Source organism: Micromonospora sp. CA-240977 (assembly GCF_050942285.1).
GTDB lineage: Bacteria > Actinomycetota > Actinomycetes > Mycobacteriales > Micromonosporaceae > Micromonospora.
On sequence record NZ_CP192055.1, the window covers coordinates 2,866,642 to 2,887,378 of the forward strand.

A 20,737-nucleotide genomic window follows, 5' to 3' on the forward strand; every position below is an offset into this window, starting at 1 on the left:
GCGGGAGTGGTGACCAGCCGGGAGCGGCTCCCGGGTCTGACGACCGACTACGGCTCCCATGCGATGAGTCTCGATGTCCTATCGCGCCCGGAGGCCAAGTTGTGCCTCGAGCGCAGGCTCGCGACCATGCGGGTCCGCGCCGAACGGGCGGCCGTCGATGAGATCGTCGATCGGTGTGGTGGATTGGCGCTGGCGCTCGCTCTGGTGGCAGCTCGCGTATCGACGCACGAGGACGTTTCTTTGGCGAGGATCGCCGCCGACCTTCGCCACGGCAACGGGACACTCGACGCCTTCACCGACGAGTCAATGGACATCGACATCGGGAGCGGTTTCGAACAGTCGCGCCGTATGTTGAGTGTCGGGGCGGCTTAACTGCTGACAATGCTGGCGCGGCATACCGACCTGCCCATCACCATCGACATGGCCCCGGAGTGGCGGGCATCTCACTGGCGCACACGGGCGTACCTCAGAGAGCAGGCATGCCACGGCCTGCTGACCCGGCGCGGCACCCACCAGTACGCTTTGCATGACCTTGTCCGTGCCTTCATGGGCGGCGGGCGCGCGGCGCCGGTGCGACTCGCGCCCTGAGCCGCCCTCCGTTCATGGAAACTGCGGCGGCTACACCCCGAATTCAGTCGGAATACAGCACCACCCTGTTCAATTGGCAAGGTCCAACGAATCTGAAAGTGGGTTAAACGTGACGTTCGATGGCAGTTCCATCTCGTACGGCGAACTCGTGCCTGTGCGGGTCTTTTTCGACGACCTCGATTCACTCGGAATGCTGCACCATTCGAGGTTCATCACCCTGCTTGACCGTGGTGTCAACGAGTTCTGGGCAACCCGCGGTTATTTGGTGACCGCGTCGGCCGATGCCGGTGATGCGCTCAACGTCGTGCGGGCGCTGACGATTAGCTACGACCAGCCGGTCGCCCAGATGGGAGAGATCCTCCTGTGGCTGTGGGTGAAGCACGTCGGCAAGACCAGCGTCACCTACGGCTTCCGGTTCATCAGCCTCGACGGCACGGCGGTGTACGCCGAGGGTACCCGCACGAACGTGCGGATCGACCCCGTAACCAAGCGGCCGACCGAGTGGAGCGACGCCGCGCGGGCTGATGCGGAGGAGCTGATGGGACCTGAAGGCTCCGACTCACCCACCCTGCAGTCGCCTCCAGCCTGACCGCTGGAAAGTGGCGCTCGGTCGGTGAATCCTCGCGGACGGTGACGTCAGCGATGATGCCCGCGGCACGCGCCGGGCCGAGCAGATCGCGGAGCTCGGAGTCGCTGTGCCCGCTCATGTCGCGCAGCACGGTCGTGGTGACTGTCTCCTCCAGCGCGGCCATCGCTCGCAACGCCCACCGGCAGTCCAGCGGAAGCCTGTCGACGTGCCGATGCACCGTGGCCGTCAGCGACGCGCCCCCGTCGATGGGTGCGGCGAGTGAACGAAGATGGGCGGGATTGCCGGCCGCGTCGGCGACGCGACCGGTGACGTCGCCGGGACCGGCCAGCACGGCGGCATCTGACTCGGGTAGCGCCCCGAGCGAGATGATCTGACGGCCGACCTCGCCTCGCTCGGGCTGGCCTGCGCTGATCAGCAGTAGCGGCAGCTCGCTGTACTCTGCGCAGCTTCGCGCCGGGCCGCTTCGTGTCGTTCCAGGGCGTCTGACAGCTCCACCCGGTTGTGTGCGGTGACCTTCAACAGGTCGCCGCACACAAGCCTTTCAGGATGTGAGCGGGGTTCCCGTGCTCGTGGCAAGGATCCTGACCTTCGCCGGTGTGCTCTTCGTGCTGTCGATCGCGACGGTCGCCGTGTACTTCGTCCTGGTCCGGGGCGTTGTCGTGCTGGCGAAGCTACTTCCCGGGAGCGATGAGTCCGCTTTCGTAGGCGTAGATGACCGCTTGCACGCGATCGCGGGCGCCGATCTTCACGAAAATCCGCGACACGTGGGTTTTCACGGTGCCCTCACCGATGTGCAGAGCCTTCCCGATCTCGGCGTTGGCCAGCCCGCGGGCCATCGCACCTAATACGTCGATCTCCCGGGGCGTCAGCCGCTGCAGTGTTCCGGCCAGGGCCTGGTCCACCGACGGCGTGGTCGAAACGACGTGTTCGATCAGCCTGGTGGTCACCGACGGAGCCAGCAGCGCCTCGCCGGCGGCGAGCACACGAATGGCCCCGAGGATCTCCTCAGGTGGCGAGTTCTTAGTCAGGAAGCCCGAGGCGCCTGCCTTGAGCGCGTTGTGCACGTACTCGTCGTCGTCGAACGTCGTGAGGATGAGCACCCGGGTCCGCGTCGAAGCGGTGATCTCGCGCGCGGCTGCGATGCCGTCGAGCTTGGGCATCCGGATGTCGACGACCGCAACGTCCGGGCGTAGGCGCAGGTTCAGCTGTACGGCCTCCCGCCCGTCAGTCGCCTCGCCGGCCAGTTCCATGTCCGGCTGCATCTCGATTACGGAGCGCAGGGCATCGCGCATCAGAGGCTGGTCATCGGCAACGGTGATGCTGATCATCGATCTGCTTCCAGGGGCAGGCGGGCGTGGACGCGGTAACCGCCGCCCGGCGTCGGCCCGGCGTTGAGAGTCCCGTCGAACATCCGCACCCGCTCTCGCATGCCGACCGTGCCGTGTCCACGTGAGTGGGACGGCGCCCCCTCGGGTCGCACGGCCACCTCGACGAGCCGGTCGTTGGTGACCGTCACCTCGATGGCGTCGTCGTTGACGCACACATGCACTCTGGTGGGCACCGGACCCGCGTGTTCGAGGACGTTGGTCAGACTCTGCTCGACGATCCGGTAGGCCGAAAGTTGAACGGCCTCCGGCGGCACCGGGCCGATGGGACCGAGGCGCCAGTCGGTGGTCATCTCGATGCGCAGGCCCGCGTCGGCGAATTGACCGGCGACACGAGGCAGATCAGCCAGACCGGGCTGCGGGCTCAACGGCGCTCGGTCGCCGGTGGGCTGATCACTGCGTTCCGTCACGGAAGACGGCGGCGCCCGCAGGATCCCGAGCATGCGCCGCATCTCGTCGACCGCGTGTCGCGACGTCGTCTCGACGGACCGCAGTGATTTCTCCGCGCGGGCCGGGTCGGCCGTCAGCGCCAAACGCGCGACACCGGCCTGGACGCCCATCACGCTGACGTGGTGGGCCACGATATCGTGCAGTTCCCGGGCGATGCGGCCGCGTTCGTCGAGGACCGCGCGAACCGCCTCGAGTTCCCGCTCGGCTTCGAGCCGGGCGGCGCGTTCGGTCAGGGCCGTCATCGCCCGCTGCCGTGCTTCGACGTTGGCGCCCAACAGCCAGGGCACTCCGATGGTGGCCGTGGTGAGGCCGAGAGCGACGAGCGGTGCGTAGCCCCCGGCACCCTCCTGGAGACTGCTGGCTCCGGCGAGCGCCATCGGCACGACCCCGGCCGCGGGTAGCGCCCACCGGACCGTCCCCTGCCCGTATCGGGCCAGGCCGTAGCTGGCCACGACCAGCCCGGCGTTGATGCTGCTGTCGCCGGCCCGGTCGGTGCAGAGATGCAGGACGTTGGCGGTGAGCGCCAGTGCAAAGACGGCGACCGGCAGGTGACGCCGCCAGAGCATGGAGGCGGCGCTCACCGTCAGTACGACGGCAGCGAGATAGTAGAAGTCGAGGCGCACATCCCACGGGCGAAGTTTCGCCGCCCCAGTCAGGAAGGCCACCGCCGCGATGGCGAGGTCGAACGTCAGCTGCCGACGGGGGGAAGTGAACCGCCGGAACTCGCCGAGCCGAAGGATCACGGCCGCAACAGTAGACAGCGGGGATGCGTACGGCAAACTTCTGTGCGTCGTCCGTGCCGATCCGTATGTCGCAAGACAGACCCGCAGTCGATCTCAGTGCGGACGCGGCGGGCGGGGGCGGCGGGCCACGATTCCGGCATGACAGAAAACGTGCTCGAAGCGCACCACCTGACAAAGCAGTTCTCGGCACCGGACGGGGGCGAGGCCACCACGGTGCTCCGGGGCATCTCGCTGAGCATCGCCGCCGGGGAGTTCGTGGCGATCGTGGGGCCGAGCGGCTCCGGCAAGTCGACGCTTTTGTACTGCCTGTCCGGACTCGAGCAGGTGACCTCCGGTCAGGTGACGGTCATGGGCAAGCCGATGACTGGGCTCAGCCAGCGCGCTCAGGCCGACATTCGCCGAAGCCACATCGGCTTCGTCTTCCAGTCGTACAACCTGATCCGCTCGCTCAACGTGTTCGAGAACGTCGCCCTGCCGGCCCGGCTGTCCGGCCGGCCGATCAGCGCCGAGCAGGTCGAACGGGTGCTGCATCAGGTGGGTCTCGGCGAGCGCGCCTCGTATCGGCCGGCCGCGCTGTCCGGCGGCCAGCAGCAGCGGGTGGCGATCGCCCGCGTGCTCGCCGCCCGCCAGGCGATCACCTTTGCCGACGAACCGACCGGTGCGCTCGACACCGAGGCCGGTAGCCGGGTGCTCGGCATGCTGCGTTCCGTCGCCGAGGAGGGCAGCGCCGTGGCCATGGTCACGCATGATCTGCAGGCGGCGGCGCGGGCGGACCGCGTGCTCGTGCTCAAGGACGGCGTGATCGACAGCACCCTCTGGCGCCCGCGGGCCGAGGACATCTTCGAGGCCCTGACCCACGCGAGCCGGGTGGCGGCCTGAGATGCGCCGGCTCGTCTTCGCTGATCTGCTCGACAACGCCCGGATCTGGTTCGGGCTGTTCGCCGTCACCGCGCTCACCGCTGTGGTCACGGCCGTGGTGGCTGCTGCCATCGAGACCGGCGTGGTCGTCGGGGGCTTCGTGGCACTGGCCCTGTACGCCATCAGCGGAACCATGCTGATGTTCGGGGCGGTGACCGCTTTCGTCGTTCTCGGCTCGGTGGCCGGCCTGGCTGTGACGCTGCAGCAACGGGCGTACGCCCTCTGGCAGGTGATCGGCCTGCGCCCCGCTCACGTTCGCCGGATCGTGCTCGCCCAGGTCGCGATCGTGGCCCTGGCCGGTGGTATGTCCGGCTGTCTGATCGCTCGGCCGGTGCTCGGCCCACTGTTCCGATTCGGATTTTCCGCCGGCACCGGCATCGCGGGGCTGGATGTGAAGTTCGGATTGCTCTCGGCGACCGTCGTCGTCGTGTTCGTCGTCCTGCTGGCCCTGGCCGCCGGGGCGAAGGGCGCCCGGCGGGCAGCGCGTACGGAGGTGATCGCGACCCTGCGCGAGGCGGACGCACCGCCGGCGGCGATGAACGCCAAGCGGTGGGTGGGTGGTGGACTCCTGCTCGTCCTGCTCTCGGGTATCTCGCTGTCCCTGCCGGACACCAACGCCGACAAGCTGAGCGCACCGCTGATGCTGATCGGTGCTCTGCTCTCGGGCATCTGCGCTGCCTGGAGCCCGTTGCTGCTGGGACGGCTCATGCGCTTCTGGACCGCCCTGGTGCCGGCCTCCTGGTCGAGCGCCTGGTACCTGGCCCGGCAGACGACCGCCGGCAATCTGGGGCGCAGCGCGGCCGCGGTAAACCCGTTGATGGTGGCAGTTGCCCTGGTGGGTTCGCTCTACGCCGCCCACGACGTGGTGGGCAGAGCTCCTGGCTCTCAGTCGCCCCCGCTTCAGGCCGGTGCGGTGGTGTTCCTGCTCGGCGGGCCGGTGGTGCTCAGTGCCCTCGGTGCCACGATGACGATCTTCATGGCGAGCCGGACCCGGGAACGTGACGTGGCGCTGCTGACGGCGACCGGGGCCTCATGGGCTACCGCCCTGCGCGCGGCGGCGGCCGAGTCGCTGATCTATGTCGGGACGGCCGCACTGCTGGGCGCGGCCGTGGTGGGTCTGATCCGGCTGCTCGGAGCCCTGGTGGTGGGAGCGGCCGTCGTGCCGTCGGCCGAAACGGTGACGTCGATGGCCTTGGTGCTGTTCGGTGGGGTCGTGCTGATGGTGCCCGCGACAGTGGTGCCGACCGTGCTCGCGCTTCGTCAGGATGCCCCGCTGGCGCTCAGCGCCGAATGAGCTCTGCGGGTCGACCGTGACGTTTCGTTCGGTAGTAGCCGGATTCGTCGGCTTCGGCCACGAGAAGTCGCACGATGCGATGGCCCGCGTGGATATGGGCCGGCCATCGCATCGAACCGGCATCGCGTCGCCACGTCGTCTTTGACAAAATCTTTCCGCGTATCGGGGGAGGTACGGATCGTGCAATCTGGAAATGTCGTCAATCGCGAGACACAGCTCGTAAGAAACCTTAGTCTCCTGCTGTTGCGGGAGTTCCAGTTGATGCCCAGCGTTCTGGCCGCAGCCGGGCCAGGTACAGGGGCAGGTGTGGACGATCGATGCGGTACGGGATTTCGGTGTCACCACCGATGTGGAGACCGCTGCGGCGATCTTGGGCATCGGAGGCACCAAGGCCTACGAGCTGGCGAAAAACCAACGAGTTTCCGGTGCGTCTTCTTCGTGTCGGTCGGCGGTACCTGGTGCCAGTGCAGGCGATCCTCAAGCTGCTTGCCGTCGAGTAACTGATTCGTGAGCCACTCTCATTGAGCCCTACTGCAACCGCCCTACCCGCCGTTTTGCCGACCGATCGACGACCCAACGCGGGGAGCGGAGCGAAGTCACCTATCGCTCCGCCAGCAGGCCGATCGACGGTGTGTGTGCGGGTCGGCAGTACCTGCAGGCGAAGACTTGCGGCGGTCGGACGATTGGTCGCACGGCTGCCTTGCTTCGGGATGCCATCATGATGCTCGATGTCTAGCGAACTGGTACCCGCCGCAGCGGGTCTCGTGGGCGCCATCATTGGCGCGTTGGCAAGCATCCTCGGGACGTTCGTCATCGAGAGGCGCCGCTGGCATAGGGAGCAACGAGCTGAGCTGATCCAACGCTTCGTAGATGGCCTGCTGTCGGGCGACCGCGCCAAGGCCGTGGAGATGAAGCTGGCGTTTGCTATGTTGAGCAGGCCCGAACACATCCGTGGCTTCCTCGCTGCCACCGAGGGGTCGGATCTCGCGAACCATCTCAACGCGGCGCTGCTTGACGTCATCAACCAGGAACGAGCCACCTTTGGGCTGGCCCGGCTGTCTCTTGAAGACATCAACGGACTCGTACTGGAAGAGACCCCAGAAACGCCAGCGCCCCGGGCAACGCCGCGTCGCGGCCGGCGGTAACCGGGGCACTGCGCGCAGCACCCGGCACCCGTACCGGCTGGCCCACTTTCAGCCGGACGTGGCCACGCCGGTGGCCGACTTCAAGCGGACTGGCCAACCAAGCCCGGGCCGAACACCAGTAGCGTGTCCAGTTCCAGGTGACGGATGATCAAGGCGCTGACCAGCGGCTCGCAAGGTAGCCCGGGCGACTCGCAAGATCGCCCGCAGGGTAAGTCCGGACTCCGCAAGGTTCGCGCGGACACGACAAGTACCGAACTACCGAGACGCGGAAGACCGGGAGCGACTGGCAGACCGGCAGACTGACGTATTCGTTGGAAGCGAGTTCATCCTGCCGCCTGCCGGCCGCCGCCGATGCGCATCACGGTCCGTAGTAGTAGTAGATGTGGCCTGACGCCGGCAGTGCGACTGGCGGGTGCGTTGCCGGGGAGCCTTGCCCCCTCTGCCGGCCGCTTACCTGGAAGCGCCGTTGCATAATCGTCCTACATCGACGTCCTGATCTGTTCGTTTACGTGCTTCAGGCCCCGTACCGTGGCCGCTGGCGTGGCGGGCAACAGCGGTGGGCGGACCGTCGGCGTGGGAATGCGTCGCTGGGCGTGTAGTACCGCTTTGATGACGGATGGGTTGGGTTCGGCGAAGAGCGCTGTCGATAGCGTGGCGAGGCGGTGGCCGAGCGATCTGGCATGGGTGGTGTCCCCGGCCTGCCAGGCCCTGATCAGCGAGGCGTAGTCGTTGGTGGCGACGTGCGCTGAGGCGAGGATGCCGCCGTGCCCGCCAAGAGCGAGCAGCGCGGAGACATAAGCGTCTTCGCCGCACAGCACCGAGTGACCCGGTGGTACGTCAGCGAGGAAGGCGAGGGTGTCGGCGTCAATGCCGCCGACAGCGTGCTCCGATCATGGCAACGGGCCGGCGCAGCGAACAGCCTGCAAGACCCGCTTCGTGCCCGATCCGTGCCCGACGCAGCGGTCAACACAGGTCGACGGTGGCACTCAAACGGCCTCAGCCTGAACGCTCCGTGCTCATCTATCAGCCGGAATGGCTACTCAGGGTATGAATCAACGCGATTCCCAAGCTGACAGTCGTCCTGCATGATGGCCGCGTGGACGCTTGGCAGTCGATCGACTACCTCATCGTGCAAGGGCGGCACGTCCTGGCGGTTAAGGCGATTCGCCAGGCCAAGTTATGCAGCCTCCAACGAGCGTTCGACATCTTCGCCGAGCGGTGCGAGCTTCTACGGCGGACGAGGCCCGATGCCTTCGAGGCCGCCGTAAAGAGTGCTGACGTGGATGAGTGACTAGCTGGGTGACGACCGGCACACACCTGGGTGGACGAGCATGGACTCTGGAGGATCGTCATAGCAGCTCACGAGCCAGAGAGCGGCAGGTCACGGCTCTGTGTTGGTTGCCTGGGGGTCAAGGGGTCGTCGGTTCGAATCCGGCCGTCCCGACAGAGGTAGAGGGGCATTCTTCGCGATCATGCGATGCCCCGCTGGGGACCATTTGGGGACCTCAGAGCGCGTTTGGTTTCAGGGTGGGTCGGGCGTGTCGCACGGTGGGTCCGGTCGATGGACGTAGCTCGGTGGTTAGACAGGTATGGATCGAGTGCGGCGGTACCCGTCTGACCTGACCGACGCCGAGTCGGAGATCATCGAGCCGATGCTGCCGTCCCCGCAGTGGATGGGCAGACCGGAGAAGCATTCCCGCCGGGCCGTCATCGACGCGATCTTGTACGTGGTGCGTACCGGTTGCGCGTGGCGGTACCTGCCGGTCGACTTCCCGCCGTGGCAGACCGTGTACGCGCACTTCACCCGGCTGAACAGGCGGGGCGTGACCGAGCGGATCCTGACGGAATTACGCGAGCAGATCCGGGTGGCTCACGGCCGCGAGCCCGAGCCGACGGCGGGGATCATCGACTCGCAGAGCGTGAAAGGCGCCGACACTGTGCCGCGCGACTCCCGCGGCTACTACGCCGGCAAGAAGATCAACGGCCGGAAACGGTTCATCGTCACCGACACCCTCGGCCTGCTGGTCACCGTCTGGGTCCTGGCCGCGTCCTGGCAAGACCGCGACGGCGCCAAAGGCGCCCTGCTCGCCACCTACGCGGCCACCCCGATCCGGCACGTCTTCGCCGACTCCGGCTTCGCCGGTCGCCTCGTCGACTGGGCCCGCGACCTGCTGCGCACCACCGTCGAGATCGTCCGCAAACCCGCCGACCAACGCGGCTTCGTTGTGCACCCCCGCCGCTGGGTCGTCGAACGGACCCTTGCCTGGATCACCGCCCACCGCCGCCTGGCCCGCGACTACGAAACCCACCGCGCAACGTCAGAGGCCATGATCCGATGGGCCGCCCTCGGCGGCATGCTCCGCCGTCTCACCCGAGGCAAACCCGCCACCCGCCAACAACGCCTCACCTTCAACACACCCGACTGACAGCAATGTGAAACGCGCTCTCAGCCCGGCGAGGTGCAAGGTCAGCGCCTCGCCGGCCGCGTGGATCGACTGCCGATCCGGATGCAGATACCGCTGAGTCGTCATCAGCGAGCCGTGGCCGGCAATCTTCCGTAGGACGTGGCGCTCCGGCGCCAACTCCTGGACCGCCGACAGAGTTTCGCCAACGACCTCACCTGCTCCCAGTTGATCGCGGTGACGGACAACGTTAACCAGTCCAAGGGCGACCAGGCCCCCTCCACCTGGCAGCCGTCCCTGTCGTCGTACCGGTGCACCTACAGCAAAATGTGGATCACCGTGAAGTACAACTGGAGCCTCACCTTGCAGTCCTCGGAGAAGTCCGCACTACAGAGCATGCTCAACACCTGCGCCTCCTAGCCAGCGCGACCGCCGCCGTTCAGGTCGTTCTGCGCGCTGCGGTGTCGGCCCTCCTGGGCCGCTACCGTGGGCAGACTTGCGTGAAGGACGCCCTCGGTTCAGCAGACGAACGTGATCTTGCACTGCGAGGGTTCGGTGAGACCGGCCGTAGGATCTGAGAGTGGCCGACGTGAATGACGGAGATCATCGAAGTCCGGCGTCTGTGATCCGTTGGGCGAGGTTGTCCGTCAGCTACTGTCAGTACGAGGTGTCGGCCGTGCCGGGCGCGTCCGGCATGGGGATCTACACCCTCGGCGACGGCCTGCTGCACGTCGTCGGGCCGTATCAGTTCACCGGCTTCTGCGGCATCCACACCGGCGGGATCGAGGCGCGTGTCCGTGTCCTGCCCGAGCCTCCCAGGGCAGTCGAGGCCGGCTGGGACGCGATCAGTGAGGCGACCCTCTTCAGTCCCAGCGGCCGGCTGTCGGTCGTCGGCCTGATGGGCGGCACCGCGGAGGCCCTCACCGACGTCGCTGTCCCGCGCGGGCTGATCCGGGTGCGGGTGCACGCGCGCGACCGCCTGCACGAGACCGTACGCACCGACGACGACCCGCCCGAGCGGCACGAGCTGCACATCTGGGCAGTGTCCGAGGAGACGCCCTGGCGCACCGTGCAGGCCGACCCAGGGAGCCGCGACTGGGAGCAAAAACCGGTCAAGGCCGCCGAGTGGGGGATGCTGTCACTGGTTCCGCGCCCGTCTGGTCGTCCGGCGATCCTGCCGCCGCTGCCACCTGATCCGTACGAGGACGACGCAGGCCTGCCCCGGGTGACGGTGGTCCGCCACCGGCCCGCGCCGGTCGAGGTCACAGCCGGAGTGCTGCCCGCCGGCGACCTGGAGGTCCGGCTGAAGCCGGTCGACGACGAGACTCTGCAGTGGTCGTGGTCCACCGCCAACGAACCGATCTTCCCTCAACCGCTGACCACGCTGCCCGACGATGAGCCGAGCACCGTACGGCTGACGTCCGGCCCCGACGGCTTCACGCTGCGACACGAGGGAGTGCTGGGCCGGCAGGCCTTCGCCCTCGGCCTGATCTGGGACCATCTGCTCGACGCCAACGGGTCGTATCCGTGGGTGCAGACGTTGCGTGGGCAGGCGGCCGAGGCGACCGCGTTGGCCGAGAAGTACCGCCGCCTGCGGGCCGAACGCGACGCCGAGCGGTGGGGAGGTGCTCCGCCGTCAGATCGTGTCCGCGGACTCTCCGGACTCTTCAGCCAGGCGCGGTCCCTGGCCCGCATCGACCGTCGGCTGCTCGACCGCATCGACGCACTGCCCGCCGCCCGCCAGCGGGAGGCAGCCTGCTGGGCGGCCCGCCGCGCGATGCGGGTGGCCGGACTGGAGCAGATCGGGTGGATCTCCGACGCGCTCGCCGACGCCGAGGCCAACCGCCCGCTGCCCCGATCCTTCACCGAGCAGAGCGGCACCGCCGCGTTTCAGCGGCTCCTGTCCGATCCCGAGGTGCCCCACACCACCGTCACACTGCGGTTGACCCCAACAGGTTCCCGCACACTCGACGTGACCGAGGCGCGCCAGCAGGCCGCCGCGTTCCCCGCCCTGATCGCCCTGACGAATGACGATCCGTTGGCCGCTGCGATCGACGCCGTCTACAACGCGGCGATTGCTCACGGTGACGACCGTGACCGCTTCCTTGCCGACGCCCACATCGCTGTTCGCGTCGATCCTCCCGGCGTCCGGTAGCGCCGATCGGGTGCCGGACAGCCGAAGCCCTGACATCCTGTTTGGGTCGGGGCTTGGTCGCGTCATGGTGCTACTCGCAGCCGATGCCGTCGCCGTCGCGGTCGAGTTTCCGCGAGTAGCCGGGGTCGCCCTTGTGGATCGGGTCAGCGCCTGCCTCCCGAACCTCTGTGCAGTGGCGTAGGACACGTCGCCGTCTGGGACTGGGCCGGTGTCACCGTTGCCGCCGTCCGGTTCGCACGCCTCCCCGTCCCCGTCCCGGTCCAGTTCGGGTCGGAAGCCGGGCTCACCCGGAAAGAGGGGGTCGGCGGCGTCTCGTACCGCGTCGCAGTCGTTGTAGTACGGCGTTGTGGGTGGACTGCTGGTGCGCGTCGGCGTGGGTGCCGGTTTCCGGGCCGGCGCCGTGCTGGTTGGGCGCGACGGCGACGGCGGTGGGCTGCGGCATCGGCACAGGGCTGTTGGTGCCGGCGTTCGTGGCGGCGATGCGCTGCACCTGAGCCGACGCGGACAGGTGAGGCTGACTCTGGGCGGCCGGTTCGTCGGCCCCGTGCTCAGCGCCGCAGGAGCCGCAGCGTCTCCTCCCAGAGGATGTCGGCGTCCTTGTCGTTTAGGGCGTACGGCAGCACGCCGCTCATGCCGTCGGAGCGCTCGGCGATGACCAGGGCCTCGTTGGCGTCCTCGAAGTAGCGGCCGCTGACGCCGTCGACCTCGGGGGAGGCGGCGAGCAGGACCGAGGTGGCCGCGCCCTGCTGCGGGGTCTTCCAGCCCGGCGGCACCTCCAGGCGGTTGCCCTGCTCGTCCACCGCGCCGACCCAGCGCAGCTGCGCGTCGTCGAGGTGTCGCTGCAGGTTGGTCATGATGCCGCCGGGGTGCAGGGCGTTGGCGGTGATGCCGTCGGCGGCCCACCTGTGGGCCAGGGCGACGGTGAACAGGATCGTCGCGGTCTTCGACTGGCCGTAGGCCGACCATGCCTCGTAGGGCCGGGCGGTGAAGTGGATGTCGTCGAAGACGACCGGGGACTGCTGGTGCGCCGAGGAGCTGACGACGACGATCCGGGCGCCGTGGGCGGCGGCGAGTGCGTCGTGCAGCCCCAGGGTCAGCTCGGCGTGACCGAGGTGGTTGATGGCGAACTGCGTCTCCCAGCCCTCGGCGGTCCTGGTCAGCTCCGGCAGGGCCATGACACCGGCGTTGTTGACCAGGATGTGCAGCGGGCCCGTCCAGCCGGTGACGAAGGCGTCGATGGAGGCGCGGTTGGCCAGGTCGAGGCGGGCGACCCGGACGGTGCCCGGCGTGCCGCCGGCCGTGAGGTCGGCGGCGGCGCGCTCTCCGGCGGCGGTGTCGCGGACGGCCACCGTCACGTCGGCTCCGGCGTTGGCCAGCGCGCGGGCGGTCTCCCGGCCGATGCCGGACGCGCCGCCGGTGACCACCGCCCGACGGCCGGTGAGGTCGACGCTGGCGATCACCTCGGCGGCGGTCGACTGGGCCGAGAAAGGGGTGCTGGTTCGTGACATTTCGGAACTCCTAGGGCGCAGAAAACTCTGCGATGGGGAGGTGGGATGGGATGGGGTCAGACTGCGGCGCGGCGGATCAGTCGCAGCGCTCGACGGATCCGGTCGCGGAAGTCGTCCCGGGTGGCCGAGGTCGACTTCCAGGTCAGCGCGGCGGAGAAGAGCAGGTCCATCAGGTCGTCCGCGGTCAGCTCGGCGTCGAGCAGGCCCGGCGGGGCGAGAGCGCCGATGTGGGCGCTCAGCGTGCTGCGGGCCCGCTCCTGGTAGTCGTGGAACATCGAGCCCAGTTGGGGCTCGCTGTTCTCCAGCAGCTCGTTGAGGTCGCGTGCCACCTGGGTGTCGATGTACGTGCCCATCAGCGCGTCGAGGCCCTCCACGATCCGCTCGTCGAAGCTCAGCGCCTGGTCGGCGAAGCGCTCCTCCATGGCCCGCTGGGCGCGTTCCATGACGCCCTGCATGGTGGCCCGGTACAGCTGCTCCTTGTTGGGGAACATCAGGTACAGGCCCGGCCGGGAGATGCCGGCCGCCTTGGCGACCGCCTCCATGGACGTCTTCTGGAATCCGTAGCGGCCGAACACGCCGACCGCTGCGGCCAGGACGCGGGCGCGCTTCGGGTCGTCGCTGAACTCCACGTTGCTCACGCTAGACAGCCTAGACATATTTTCGAAAGTCGTCTAATGCGTCAGGTCACACCGGGTGGCGGCGGTGCACGCGGCTGAGGTCGTTCGGCCGGCGTTAAACGGACTCGCTGTGCCAACCGGAGGCAGCCAGGGTCCGCTGCACCCCCTCGATGCGGCGGACCCCGAGTTCATTCACGAATTCGGCCAGCACCTGCTCCAACTCGTCGGTCTTCACCAGCACGTCGCGGGCCTTGGAACCCTCGGACGGGCCGACCACGCCGCGAGCTTCCATGAGGTCCATCAGCCGGCCGGCCCTGGCGAAGCCGACCCGCAGCTTGCGCTGGAGCATCGAGGTGGAGCCGAACTGCGAAGGTGACCACGAGCCTGATTGCCTACAGCAACAGGTCGCGGTCCTCGCCGATGCCCTCCGCGTCGGGACGCTTCGCTTCCGCCGGTGGCCGGCACGGCTTTGCCGGGGCCCTGCATTGCGACCAGGGCGCGAAGCGGTCGCCGACGAGGCCTCGGGCGATTGCGAACACCGGCCTAGCGTGGCGCCCGGGGGAGCGGCGCCGAGCTGAGCAACGCCGCGGTGTAGATCTCATCCAGGAGCCGGTGCGGAGTGGTGTGCACCGCCCGGGATGATCACCACGTGCAGGTTGCGGGGGCCGTGGACGCCTTCGACCCGGTTGAGTTCGATGTCGCTGGTGGCTGAGGGGCCACTGATCCACGTGAGTGGGCGGCGGGGGTCGAGGCGGGCGAGGGCGTCCGGCACCCCCGCGACGACCTGGTCGACGCGCAGCACGCAGATGTGCACGTCGGGCAGGAGCGTGATGATCCGCCGACCCTGGTCGGCGGCCGCGTCGAGGATGACGGTCCCGGTCTCGGCGACCGCTACCGCCGCTGCGGTGACCACCCCGTGGGCGGCGGCGATCTCGTCGGTCGGGAGAGCGTCGTCGGTGAGCGCTTCGACGGTGTCGGGTAGCCAGTGCCGGGGCAGTCCCGCCGGGATGACGACCCGCCGTCCGCCGAGGATCGCGTCGACGACCTGCGCCACCCCGCCGTCGGAGCACCGGTGCACCGTCGCCCGGTAGTCGGTGAGCCGGTGCACCAGGACATCGATGTGTACGGCGCCGCCGGCCGGTCGATAGTCCCGCGCGACCTCAGGGGGGCTGCTCGGTGGTGGGCCGAGAGCCGCACGTAGCCGACCGAGGATCACGTCACGGGAGGTCACCGTTGCGCCCACCATTCGCGAAAGGTCTGCGGAGGTGGCTGCGGTAGGTCGCGGCCGAGGGTCCACCCGGACAGCGGGGGAGGAAGGCTTCGACCGTGCCGGCCGGCGAAGCGGGCGAGCCGCGATCCGCGCTGGGCGGCCTCGTACATCGGCAAGTGATCCATGGTGTAGGCGGCGGCGGCCATGGTGATCGCTTCGGCGCTCGGCAGGCGATGCTCGTTCCGGTTTGCCGTCACGTGCTCCGCGCGCAGATGCACCAGGATCGACGGAATGTCGATCTTCACCGGGCAGGCGTCGAAACACGCGCCGCACAGCGAGGAGGCGTACGGCAGGGACGCATTCTCCTCGACGCCGGTCAGCTGTGGTGAGAGCACAGCACCGATCGGTCCGGGATAGACGGACCCGTACGCGTGCCCGCCGGTGCGCTCGTAGACGGGGCAGACGTTGAGGCAGGCCGAGCATCGGATGCAGTGCAGCGCCTGACGGCCGACCTCGTCGGCGAGCACAGCGCTACGGCCGTTGTCCAGCAGCACCAGGTGAAAGTTCTGCGGTCCGTCGTCGGGAGTGACGCCGGTCCATGTCGACGTGTAGGGGTTCATCCGCTCGCCGGTGGAGGCCCGGGGCAGCAGTTGCAGGAACACCTCCAGGTCCGCCCAGGTGGGGATGACCTTCTCGATGCCCATCACGGTGATCAGGGTGTCCGGCAGGGTCAGGCACATCCGGCCGTTGCCCTCGGATTCGACCACTGCCAGGGTGCCGGTCTCGGCGACCGCGAAGTTCGCCCCGGAGACGGCGACCCGGGTGCTGAGGAAAGTGCGGCGCAGGTGGCGACGGGCCGCCGCCGCCAGGATCGCGGGTTCATCGGTCAGCGCCGGGTCCACCCCGGGCATCTCCCGGAGGAAGATCTCGCGGATCTCCGCTCGGTTGCGGTGGATCGCGGGGACCAGGATGTGGCTGGGCTTGTCCCGGCCGAGCTGGACGATGAGCTCGGCGAGATCAGTCTCGACCGGTTCGATGCCGGCGGCCTCCAGCGCCTCGTTGAGGCCGATCTCCTGGGTGGCCATCGACTTGACCTTCATGACCCGGTCACTGCCGGTGGCGGTGACCAGGTCGGTGACGATCCGGTTGGCCTCGACGGCGTCGGCCGCCCAGTGCACGGTGCCGCCCGCGGCGGTGACCGCCGACTCCAATTTGTGCAGCAACTCCGGCAGGCGAGCCATCGTGTCGGCCTTGATGGCCCGACCGGCCTCGCGCAGCTCCTCCCAGTCGGGGACCTCGCTGATGACGGCGGCCGACTTGGCCCGGATGGTGGCGGTGGCGTGGCCGAGGTTGCGGCGCAGTTGGGCGTCGGCGAGGCCGCGCCGGGCCGCGACCGGGAACGGCTCGTCGCCGCGCAGGTGCCCGACACCGCGCGGTGCGGTGGCCGGCATACCAAGGAAGGTCTGGCTCATACCGGCACCCCGCCGGTCCGCGGCTGCGGCTGCTCGATCGGGTCGGCGGTGGTCTCGGTGCTGGCCAGGATCTCCGCGAGGTGCACGGTGCGTACGCCGGTGCGCAGCCGGGCCAGGCCACCACCGATGTGCATCAGGCAGGAGGCGTCCCCGGCGGTGCAGACGTCGGCCCGGGTGGCCAGCACGTGACGCATCTTGTCGGCCAGCATCGCCGTCGAGGTGTCCGCGTTCTTCAGCGCGAACGTGCCGCCGAAGCCGCAGCACTGCTCGGCCTGCGGCAGCTCCACCAGGTCCAAGCCGCGCACCTCGCGCAGCAGCCGCAGCGGCTTGTCGCCCACCCGGATCATCCGCAGGGAGTGGCAGGTCGGGTGGTACGTCACCCGGTGCGGATAGTAGGCGCCCAGGTTGGTCACCCCGAGCACGTCGACGAGCAGTTCCGACAGCTCGTACGTGTGGCGGGCAACTTCCTCGGCCTGGCTGGCCAACCGCTCGTCGCCGGCCCGCCGGGCCACCAGGGCATGCTGGTGGCGCACCGAGCCGACGCACGATCCGGACGGGGCCACCACCACGTCGTACGGGGCGAAGGTCCGCACATGCCGACGTACCAGGCGCAGTGCGTCGTCCGGATAGCCGGTGTTGATGTGCATCTGCCCGCAGCAGGTCTGGTCCCGGGGAAAGGCGACCTCGTGACCGAGCCGTTCCAGCAGCCGTACCGTCGCCTTGGCCGCCTCAGGGAACAGGGTGTCGGCCAGGCACGTGACGAACAGGGCTATTCGCATGGTCAGTCGTCCCATCCGAGGCGTCGGGCGGCCGCCCGCCACGCTGCAGTGTCGCCGCGTGGCTCGTACCGCACGATCTGTTGGGTTTCCCGCAGCACGGACCGCAGCGACGCCAGGTCACCGCCGATCACGCCGAGGGCCCGGGCCTGCACCAGCGCGTTGCCCAGGGCGGTGGCCTCGACCGGCCCGGCGAGAACCGGCAAGCCGCAAGCGTCGGCGGTGAGCTGACACAGCAGGCCGTTGCGGGCGCCACCACCGACGACGTGCACGGCGTCGACGTGCCGACCCGAGAGCCGTTGCGCCTGCTGGACGGCACGCCGGTGCGCCAGCGCGAGGCTGTCCAGGATGCACCGGACGGTAGCCGCCGGGCTGTCCGGCACGGGCTCACCCGTACGCCGACAAGCCTGGGCGATACGTGCGGGCATGTCACCGGGCGGCAGGAAGGTGGGGTCGTCCGGATCCACCACGGAACGGAAGGCCGGCTCCTCGACCGCCTGCCGGAGCAGGGCGGGCAGGTCCGTGCTGCCCCAGGTACGCAGCGACTCCTGCAGTAGCCAGAGACCCATCACGTTACGCAGGTAGCGGATCGTGCCGTCGACGCCGGATTCGTTGGTGAAGTTGGCCCGCCGGCTGGGCTCGCTGAGCACCGGGGCGTCCAGCTCGACCCCGACCAGAGACCAGGTGCCGCAGGAGATATAGGCGAAGCGCTGATCGACCGCCGGCACACCGACTACCGCCGAGGCCGTGTCGTGCGATCCCACCGCCAAGACGTCGGGCGATCCGGGTAGGTCGAGCGCGGGCAGGACCGGACCGATGCGGATGCCCGGCTCGCGCAGCGGCGGGAACAGCTCGCTGCGGATCCCCGCGTCGGTCATCAGGTCGGTTGCCCAGGCCCGGCGACGCAGGTCGTACAGCTGGGTGGTGGAGGCGTTGGTGACTTCGGCGCCGACCTCACCGGTGAGCCAGTATGCGATGAGGTCCGGGATCAGCAGCAGCGTGTGCGCGGCCTCCAGCTGGGGTGTGCCGGCGGCGGCGGCGAGCTGGTAGAGGGTGTTGAAGGGCAGGTGTTGCAGCCCGGTCGTGGCATAGAGCCGCTCCGGTCCGAGCTGCTTCGCCACCCGGTCGCTGACGCCCTCGGTGCGCCCGTCGCGGTAGTGCACCGGGTTGCCGAGCAGAGCGCCGGTGGCGTCGAGCAGACCGTAGTCGACCGCCCAGGTGTCGATGCCGATGCCGGCGACCGGGCCGGCAGCGCGCAGCCCTTTCAGGACACCCTGATAGAGCGCTAGGACGTCCCAGTGCAGGGTGCCTGCCACCCGCACGGGTTCGTTGCCGAACCGGTGCGCCTCCGTGAGCTCCAGGATCCCCGGTCCGACGCGCGCGAGCATGACCCGGCCGCTGGACGCGCCCACGTCCACCGCGGCCAGTCGCACGGCGGTCATCAGCGGAGGAAGGCCGCGGCGACACCGGCGTCGACCGGGATGTGCAGGCCCGTGGTGTGCGACAGCTCGCCGCCGGTGAGCACGAAGACCGCGCTGGCGACGTGCTCGGGCAGCACCTCCCGCTTGAGCAGGGTGCGCTGGGCGTAGAACTCGCCCAGGTTCTCCTCCGGTACGCCGTAGACGGCGGCCCGCTGTGCACCCCAGCCTCCGGCGAAGATGCCGGAGCCGCGCACCACCCCGTCCGGGTTGACGCCGTTGACGCGGATGCCGTGGCCGCCGAGTTCGGCGGCGAGCAGCCGGACCTGGTGGGCCTGGTCGGCCTTCGCCGCGCCGTACGCCACGTTGTTCGGGCCGGCGAACAGGGAGTTCTTGCTGGAGATGTAGACGATGTCCCCGCCCATTCCCTGCGCCAGCAGCACCCGCGCGGCCTCCCGGGAGACCAGGAAGGAACCCTTGGCCATCACGTCGTGTTGGACATCCCAGTCCGCCTCGGTCGTCTCCAGCAGCGACTTGGACAGCGACAGCCCGGCGTTGTTGACGATCAGGTCCACCCCGCCGAAGGCCAGCACCGCCTCGCGCAGGGCGGCGGCGACGGCGTCACCGTCGCTGACGTCGGCGGCGACCGCGACCGCCACGTCGGTGGTGCCGATCTCGGCGGCGACGGCGGCGGCCGCCTGCGCGTCACGGTCGGCGACCACGACGCAGGCGCCCTCGGCGGCGAGCCGGCGGGCGATGGCCCGGCCGATCCCGGAGCCACCGCCGGTGACGAACGCGATCCGCGCGGCGAGGGCCTTCGGCTTTGGCATCCGCTGGAGCTTCGCCTCCTCCAGGGCCCAGTACTCGATCCGGAACTTCTCGGTCTCGTCGATCGGCGCGTAGCGCGACACGGCCTCGGCGCCGCGCATGACGTTGATGGCGTTGACGTAGAACTCGCCGGCGACGCGGGCGGTCTGCTTGTTGGCGCCGAAGCTGAACATGCCCACCCCGGGCACCAGGACCACGGCCGGGTCGGCGCCGCGCATCGGCGGGCTGTCCGGGGTGGCGTGTCGCTCGTAGTAGGCACGGTAGTCGTCGCGGTAGGCGGTGTGCAGTTCGCGCAGGCGGGCGATCGCGTCCTCGACCGGCGCGGTGGGCGGCAGGTCGAGCACCATCGGGCGGACCTTGGTGCGCAGGAAGTGGTCCGGGCAGGACGTGCCGAGGGCGGCGAGCGCGGGGTGCTTCTCCCGCGCCACGAAGTCAAGTACCACGTCGCTGTCGGTGAAGTGGCCGACCTGCGGCCGGTCGGTGGATGCCAAGCCCCGCAGCACCGGGAACAGCGCCGCCGCGCGCCGCCGTCGCTCATCGGTGGGCAGCGGCTCGTGGCCGGCAATGACCGGCCCGAGGGGTTCGGTCTTACCCCGGTCGTCGAGGTACGCCTGCGCGGACCGGATGATCTCCAGCGAGTTGCGCTCGCACTCGTCGCTGGTCGCGCCCCAGGCGGTGATGCCGTGGCCGCCGAGGATCACGCCGATCGCCTGCGGGTTGGCCCGTGCCACCGCGGCGATGTCCAGGCCGAGCTGGAAGCCGGGCCGCCGCCACGGGACCCACAGCACCCGGTCGCCGAAGATCTCCTTGGTCAGCTCCGGCCCGTCGGCGGCCGCGGCGATCGCGATACCGGCATCGGGGTGCAGGTGGTCGACGTGCGCGGCGTCGACGAGCCCGTGCATGGCGGTGTCGATGGACGGCGCGGCTCCGCCCCGGCCATGCAGGCAGTAGTCAAACGCGGCGACCATCTCGTCTTCCCGCTCCACACCGGGGTAGACATCGACGAGGGCGCGGAGCCGATCCAGCCGCAGAGCGGCCAACCCGGACGAAGTGAGCGTCCCGAGGTCACCGCCGGAACCCTTCACCCAGAGCAGCTCGACCGGGCCGCCGGTGACCGGGTCGGCGGCCTCGCCCTTGGCGGAGGTGTTGCCCCCGGCGTAGTTCGTCGTGGTCGGGTCGGCGCCGAGCCGGTTGCTGCGCGCGATCAGCGCCTGAACCTCGGATTGCATCGTTCCTCAC

18 protein-coding genes and 5 pseudogenes are annotated in these 20,737 nt (G+C 69.2%); 9 read left to right on the plus strand and 14 right to left on the minus strand.

Features of this window, described 5'->3' with window-relative positions:
- Positions 1-9: 9 nt before the first annotated feature.
- The gene (locus ACQPWW_RS13295) at positions 10-372 is read left to right on the plus strand and encodes a hypothetical protein (RefSeq protein ID WP_433132496.1); all 363 of its coding nucleotides are present in this window, start codon (positions 10-12) and stop codon (positions 370-372) included.
- A 325-nt stretch (positions 373-697) separates the two neighbouring features.
- On the plus strand, positions 698-1,177 hold the full coding sequence (locus ACQPWW_RS13300; RefSeq protein WP_433132498.1) for an acyl-CoA thioesterase: 480 nt from the start codon (positions 698-700) through the stop codon (positions 1,175-1,177).
- Positions 1,178-1,848: 671 nt separating this feature from the next.
- On the opposite strand, the gene ACQPWW_RS13305 is transcribed toward ACQPWW_RS13300, so the two are convergent.
- Positions 1,849-2,505 carry a response regulator gene (locus tag ACQPWW_RS13305; protein ID WP_433132500.1) on the minus strand — a complete coding sequence of 219 codons (657 nt, stop codon included), beginning with the start codon at positions 2,503-2,505 and terminating at the stop codon, positions 1,849-1,851.
- Positions 2,502-3,755: a sensor histidine kinase gene (locus ACQPWW_RS13310; protein ID WP_433132502.1), complete on the minus strand. Its 1,254-nt coding sequence runs from the start codon at positions 3,753-3,755 to the stop codon at positions 2,502-2,504. Before ACQPWW_RS13310 ends, ACQPWW_RS13305 begins: the two co-directional genes overlap by 4 nt.
- Before the next feature lie 96 nt (positions 3,756-3,851).
- On the opposite strand from ACQPWW_RS13310, the gene ACQPWW_RS13315 reads away from it, so the two are divergent.
- From ACQPWW_RS13315 to ACQPWW_RS13325, 3 genes are all read left to right on the plus strand, one after another.
- Entirely contained in the window at positions 3,852-4,634 is a 783-nt protein-coding gene (locus ACQPWW_RS13315; RefSeq protein ID WP_433132504.1) for an ABC transporter ATP-binding protein, read from the plus strand.
- 1 nt (position 4,635) lies between these two features.
- Positions 4,636-5,967 carry a hypothetical protein gene (locus tag ACQPWW_RS13320; RefSeq protein ID WP_433132506.1) on the plus strand — a complete coding sequence of 444 codons (1,332 nt, stop codon included), beginning with the start codon at positions 4,636-4,638 and terminating at the stop codon, positions 5,965-5,967.
- Positions 5,968-6,695: 728 nt separating this feature from the next.
- Complete coding sequence (locus ACQPWW_RS13325; RefSeq protein WP_433132508.1) at positions 6,696-7,112, plus strand: hypothetical protein; 417 nt, start codon at positions 6,696-6,698, stop codon at positions 7,110-7,112.
- A gap of 479 nt (positions 7,113-7,591) precedes the next feature.
- On the opposite strand, the pseudogene ACQPWW_RS13330 reads toward ACQPWW_RS13325, so the two are convergent.
- Positions 7,592-7,999 (minus strand): annotated as a pseudogene (locus tag ACQPWW_RS13330) (dihydrodipicolinate synthase family protein); the annotation flags it as partial.
- Positions 8,000-8,208: 209 nt separating this feature from the next.
- On the opposite strand from ACQPWW_RS13330, the gene ACQPWW_RS13335 reads away from it, so the two are divergent.
- Both ACQPWW_RS13335 and ACQPWW_RS13340 read left to right on the plus strand, forming a co-directional pair.
- Positions 8,209-8,403, plus strand: coding sequence for a hypothetical protein (locus tag ACQPWW_RS13335; protein ID WP_433132510.1), 195 nt, complete (start codon positions 8,209-8,211; stop codon positions 8,401-8,403).
- A gap of 298 nt (positions 8,404-8,701) precedes the next feature.
- Entirely contained in the window at positions 8,702-9,538 is an 837-nt protein-coding gene (locus ACQPWW_RS13340; protein WP_433132512.1) for an IS5 family transposase, read from the plus strand.
- Positions 9,539-9,553: 15 nt separating this feature from the next.
- On the opposite strand, the pseudogene ACQPWW_RS13345 reads toward ACQPWW_RS13340, so the two are convergent.
- A pseudogene (locus ACQPWW_RS13345) lies at positions 9,554-9,679 on the minus strand (site-specific integrase); the annotation flags it as partial.
- Here ACQPWW_RS13345 and ACQPWW_RS13350 point away from each other — a divergent pair.
- Positions 9,678-9,934: pseudogene (locus ACQPWW_RS13350) on the plus strand (hypothetical protein); the annotation flags it as partial. The pseudogenes ACQPWW_RS13345 and ACQPWW_RS13350 overlap by 2 nt on opposite strands.
- A gap of 256 nt (positions 9,935-10,190) precedes the next feature.
- Positions 10,191-11,669, plus strand: coding sequence for a hypothetical protein (locus ACQPWW_RS13355; protein WP_433132514.1), 1,479 nt, complete (start codon positions 10,191-10,193; stop codon positions 11,667-11,669).
- A 70-nt stretch (positions 11,670-11,739) separates the two neighbouring features.
- Here ACQPWW_RS13355 and ACQPWW_RS13360 read toward each other — a convergent pair whose 3' ends face one another.
- The 10 genes and pseudogenes from ACQPWW_RS13360 to ACQPWW_RS13405 form a co-directional block, all read right to left on the minus strand.
- Positions 11,740-11,808, minus strand: coding sequence for an excalibur calcium-binding domain-containing protein (locus ACQPWW_RS13360; protein WP_433134341.1), 69 nt, complete (start codon positions 11,806-11,808; stop codon positions 11,740-11,742).
- 140 nt (positions 11,809-11,948) lie between these two features.
- Positions 11,949-12,251 (minus strand): annotated as a pseudogene (locus tag ACQPWW_RS13365) (hypothetical protein); the annotation flags it as partial.
- Complete coding sequence (locus tag ACQPWW_RS13370; RefSeq protein WP_433132516.1) at positions 12,218-13,177, minus strand: SDR family NAD(P)-dependent oxidoreductase; 960 nt, start codon at positions 13,175-13,177, stop codon at positions 12,218-12,220. The gene ACQPWW_RS13370 and the pseudogene ACQPWW_RS13365, both read right to left, overlap by 34 nt.
- A gap of 56 nt (positions 13,178-13,233) precedes the next feature.
- Positions 13,234-13,815, minus strand: a complete 582-nt coding sequence (locus ACQPWW_RS13375) for a TetR/AcrR family transcriptional regulator (protein ID WP_433132518.1) — start codon at positions 13,813-13,815, stop codon at positions 13,234-13,236.
- 94 nt (positions 13,816-13,909) lie between these two features.
- A pseudogene (locus ACQPWW_RS13380) lies at positions 13,910-14,222 on the minus strand (DNA translocase FtsK); the annotation flags it as partial.
- 170 nt (positions 14,223-14,392) lie between these two features.
- Positions 14,393-15,025, minus strand: coding sequence for a LutC/YkgG family protein (locus ACQPWW_RS13385; protein WP_433132520.1), 633 nt, complete (start codon positions 15,023-15,025; stop codon positions 14,393-14,395).
- A complete protein-coding gene (locus ACQPWW_RS13390; protein WP_433132522.1) occupies positions 15,022-16,476 on the minus strand; it encodes a lactate utilization protein B in 1,455 nt (484 codons plus the stop codon). Before ACQPWW_RS13390 ends, ACQPWW_RS13385 begins: the two co-directional genes overlap by 4 nt.
- A complete protein-coding gene (locus ACQPWW_RS13395; RefSeq protein ID WP_433132524.1) occupies positions 16,473-17,255 on the minus strand; it encodes a (Fe-S)-binding protein in 783 nt (260 codons plus the stop codon). The genes ACQPWW_RS13390 and ACQPWW_RS13395 overlap by 4 nt, the downstream gene beginning before the upstream one ends.
- A 2-nt stretch (positions 17,256-17,257) precedes the next feature.
- Positions 17,258-18,694: a rhamnulokinase gene (locus ACQPWW_RS13400; protein WP_433132526.1), complete on the minus strand. Its 1,437-nt coding sequence runs from the start codon at positions 18,692-18,694 to the stop codon at positions 17,258-17,260.
- Positions 18,694-20,727 carry a bifunctional aldolase/short-chain dehydrogenase gene (locus ACQPWW_RS13405; RefSeq protein WP_433132528.1) on the minus strand — a complete coding sequence of 678 codons (2,034 nt, stop codon included), beginning with the start codon at positions 20,725-20,727 and terminating at the stop codon, positions 18,694-18,696. Before ACQPWW_RS13405 ends, ACQPWW_RS13400 begins: the two co-directional genes overlap by 1 nt.
- Between the last annotated feature and the right edge of the window lie 10 nt (positions 20,728-20,737).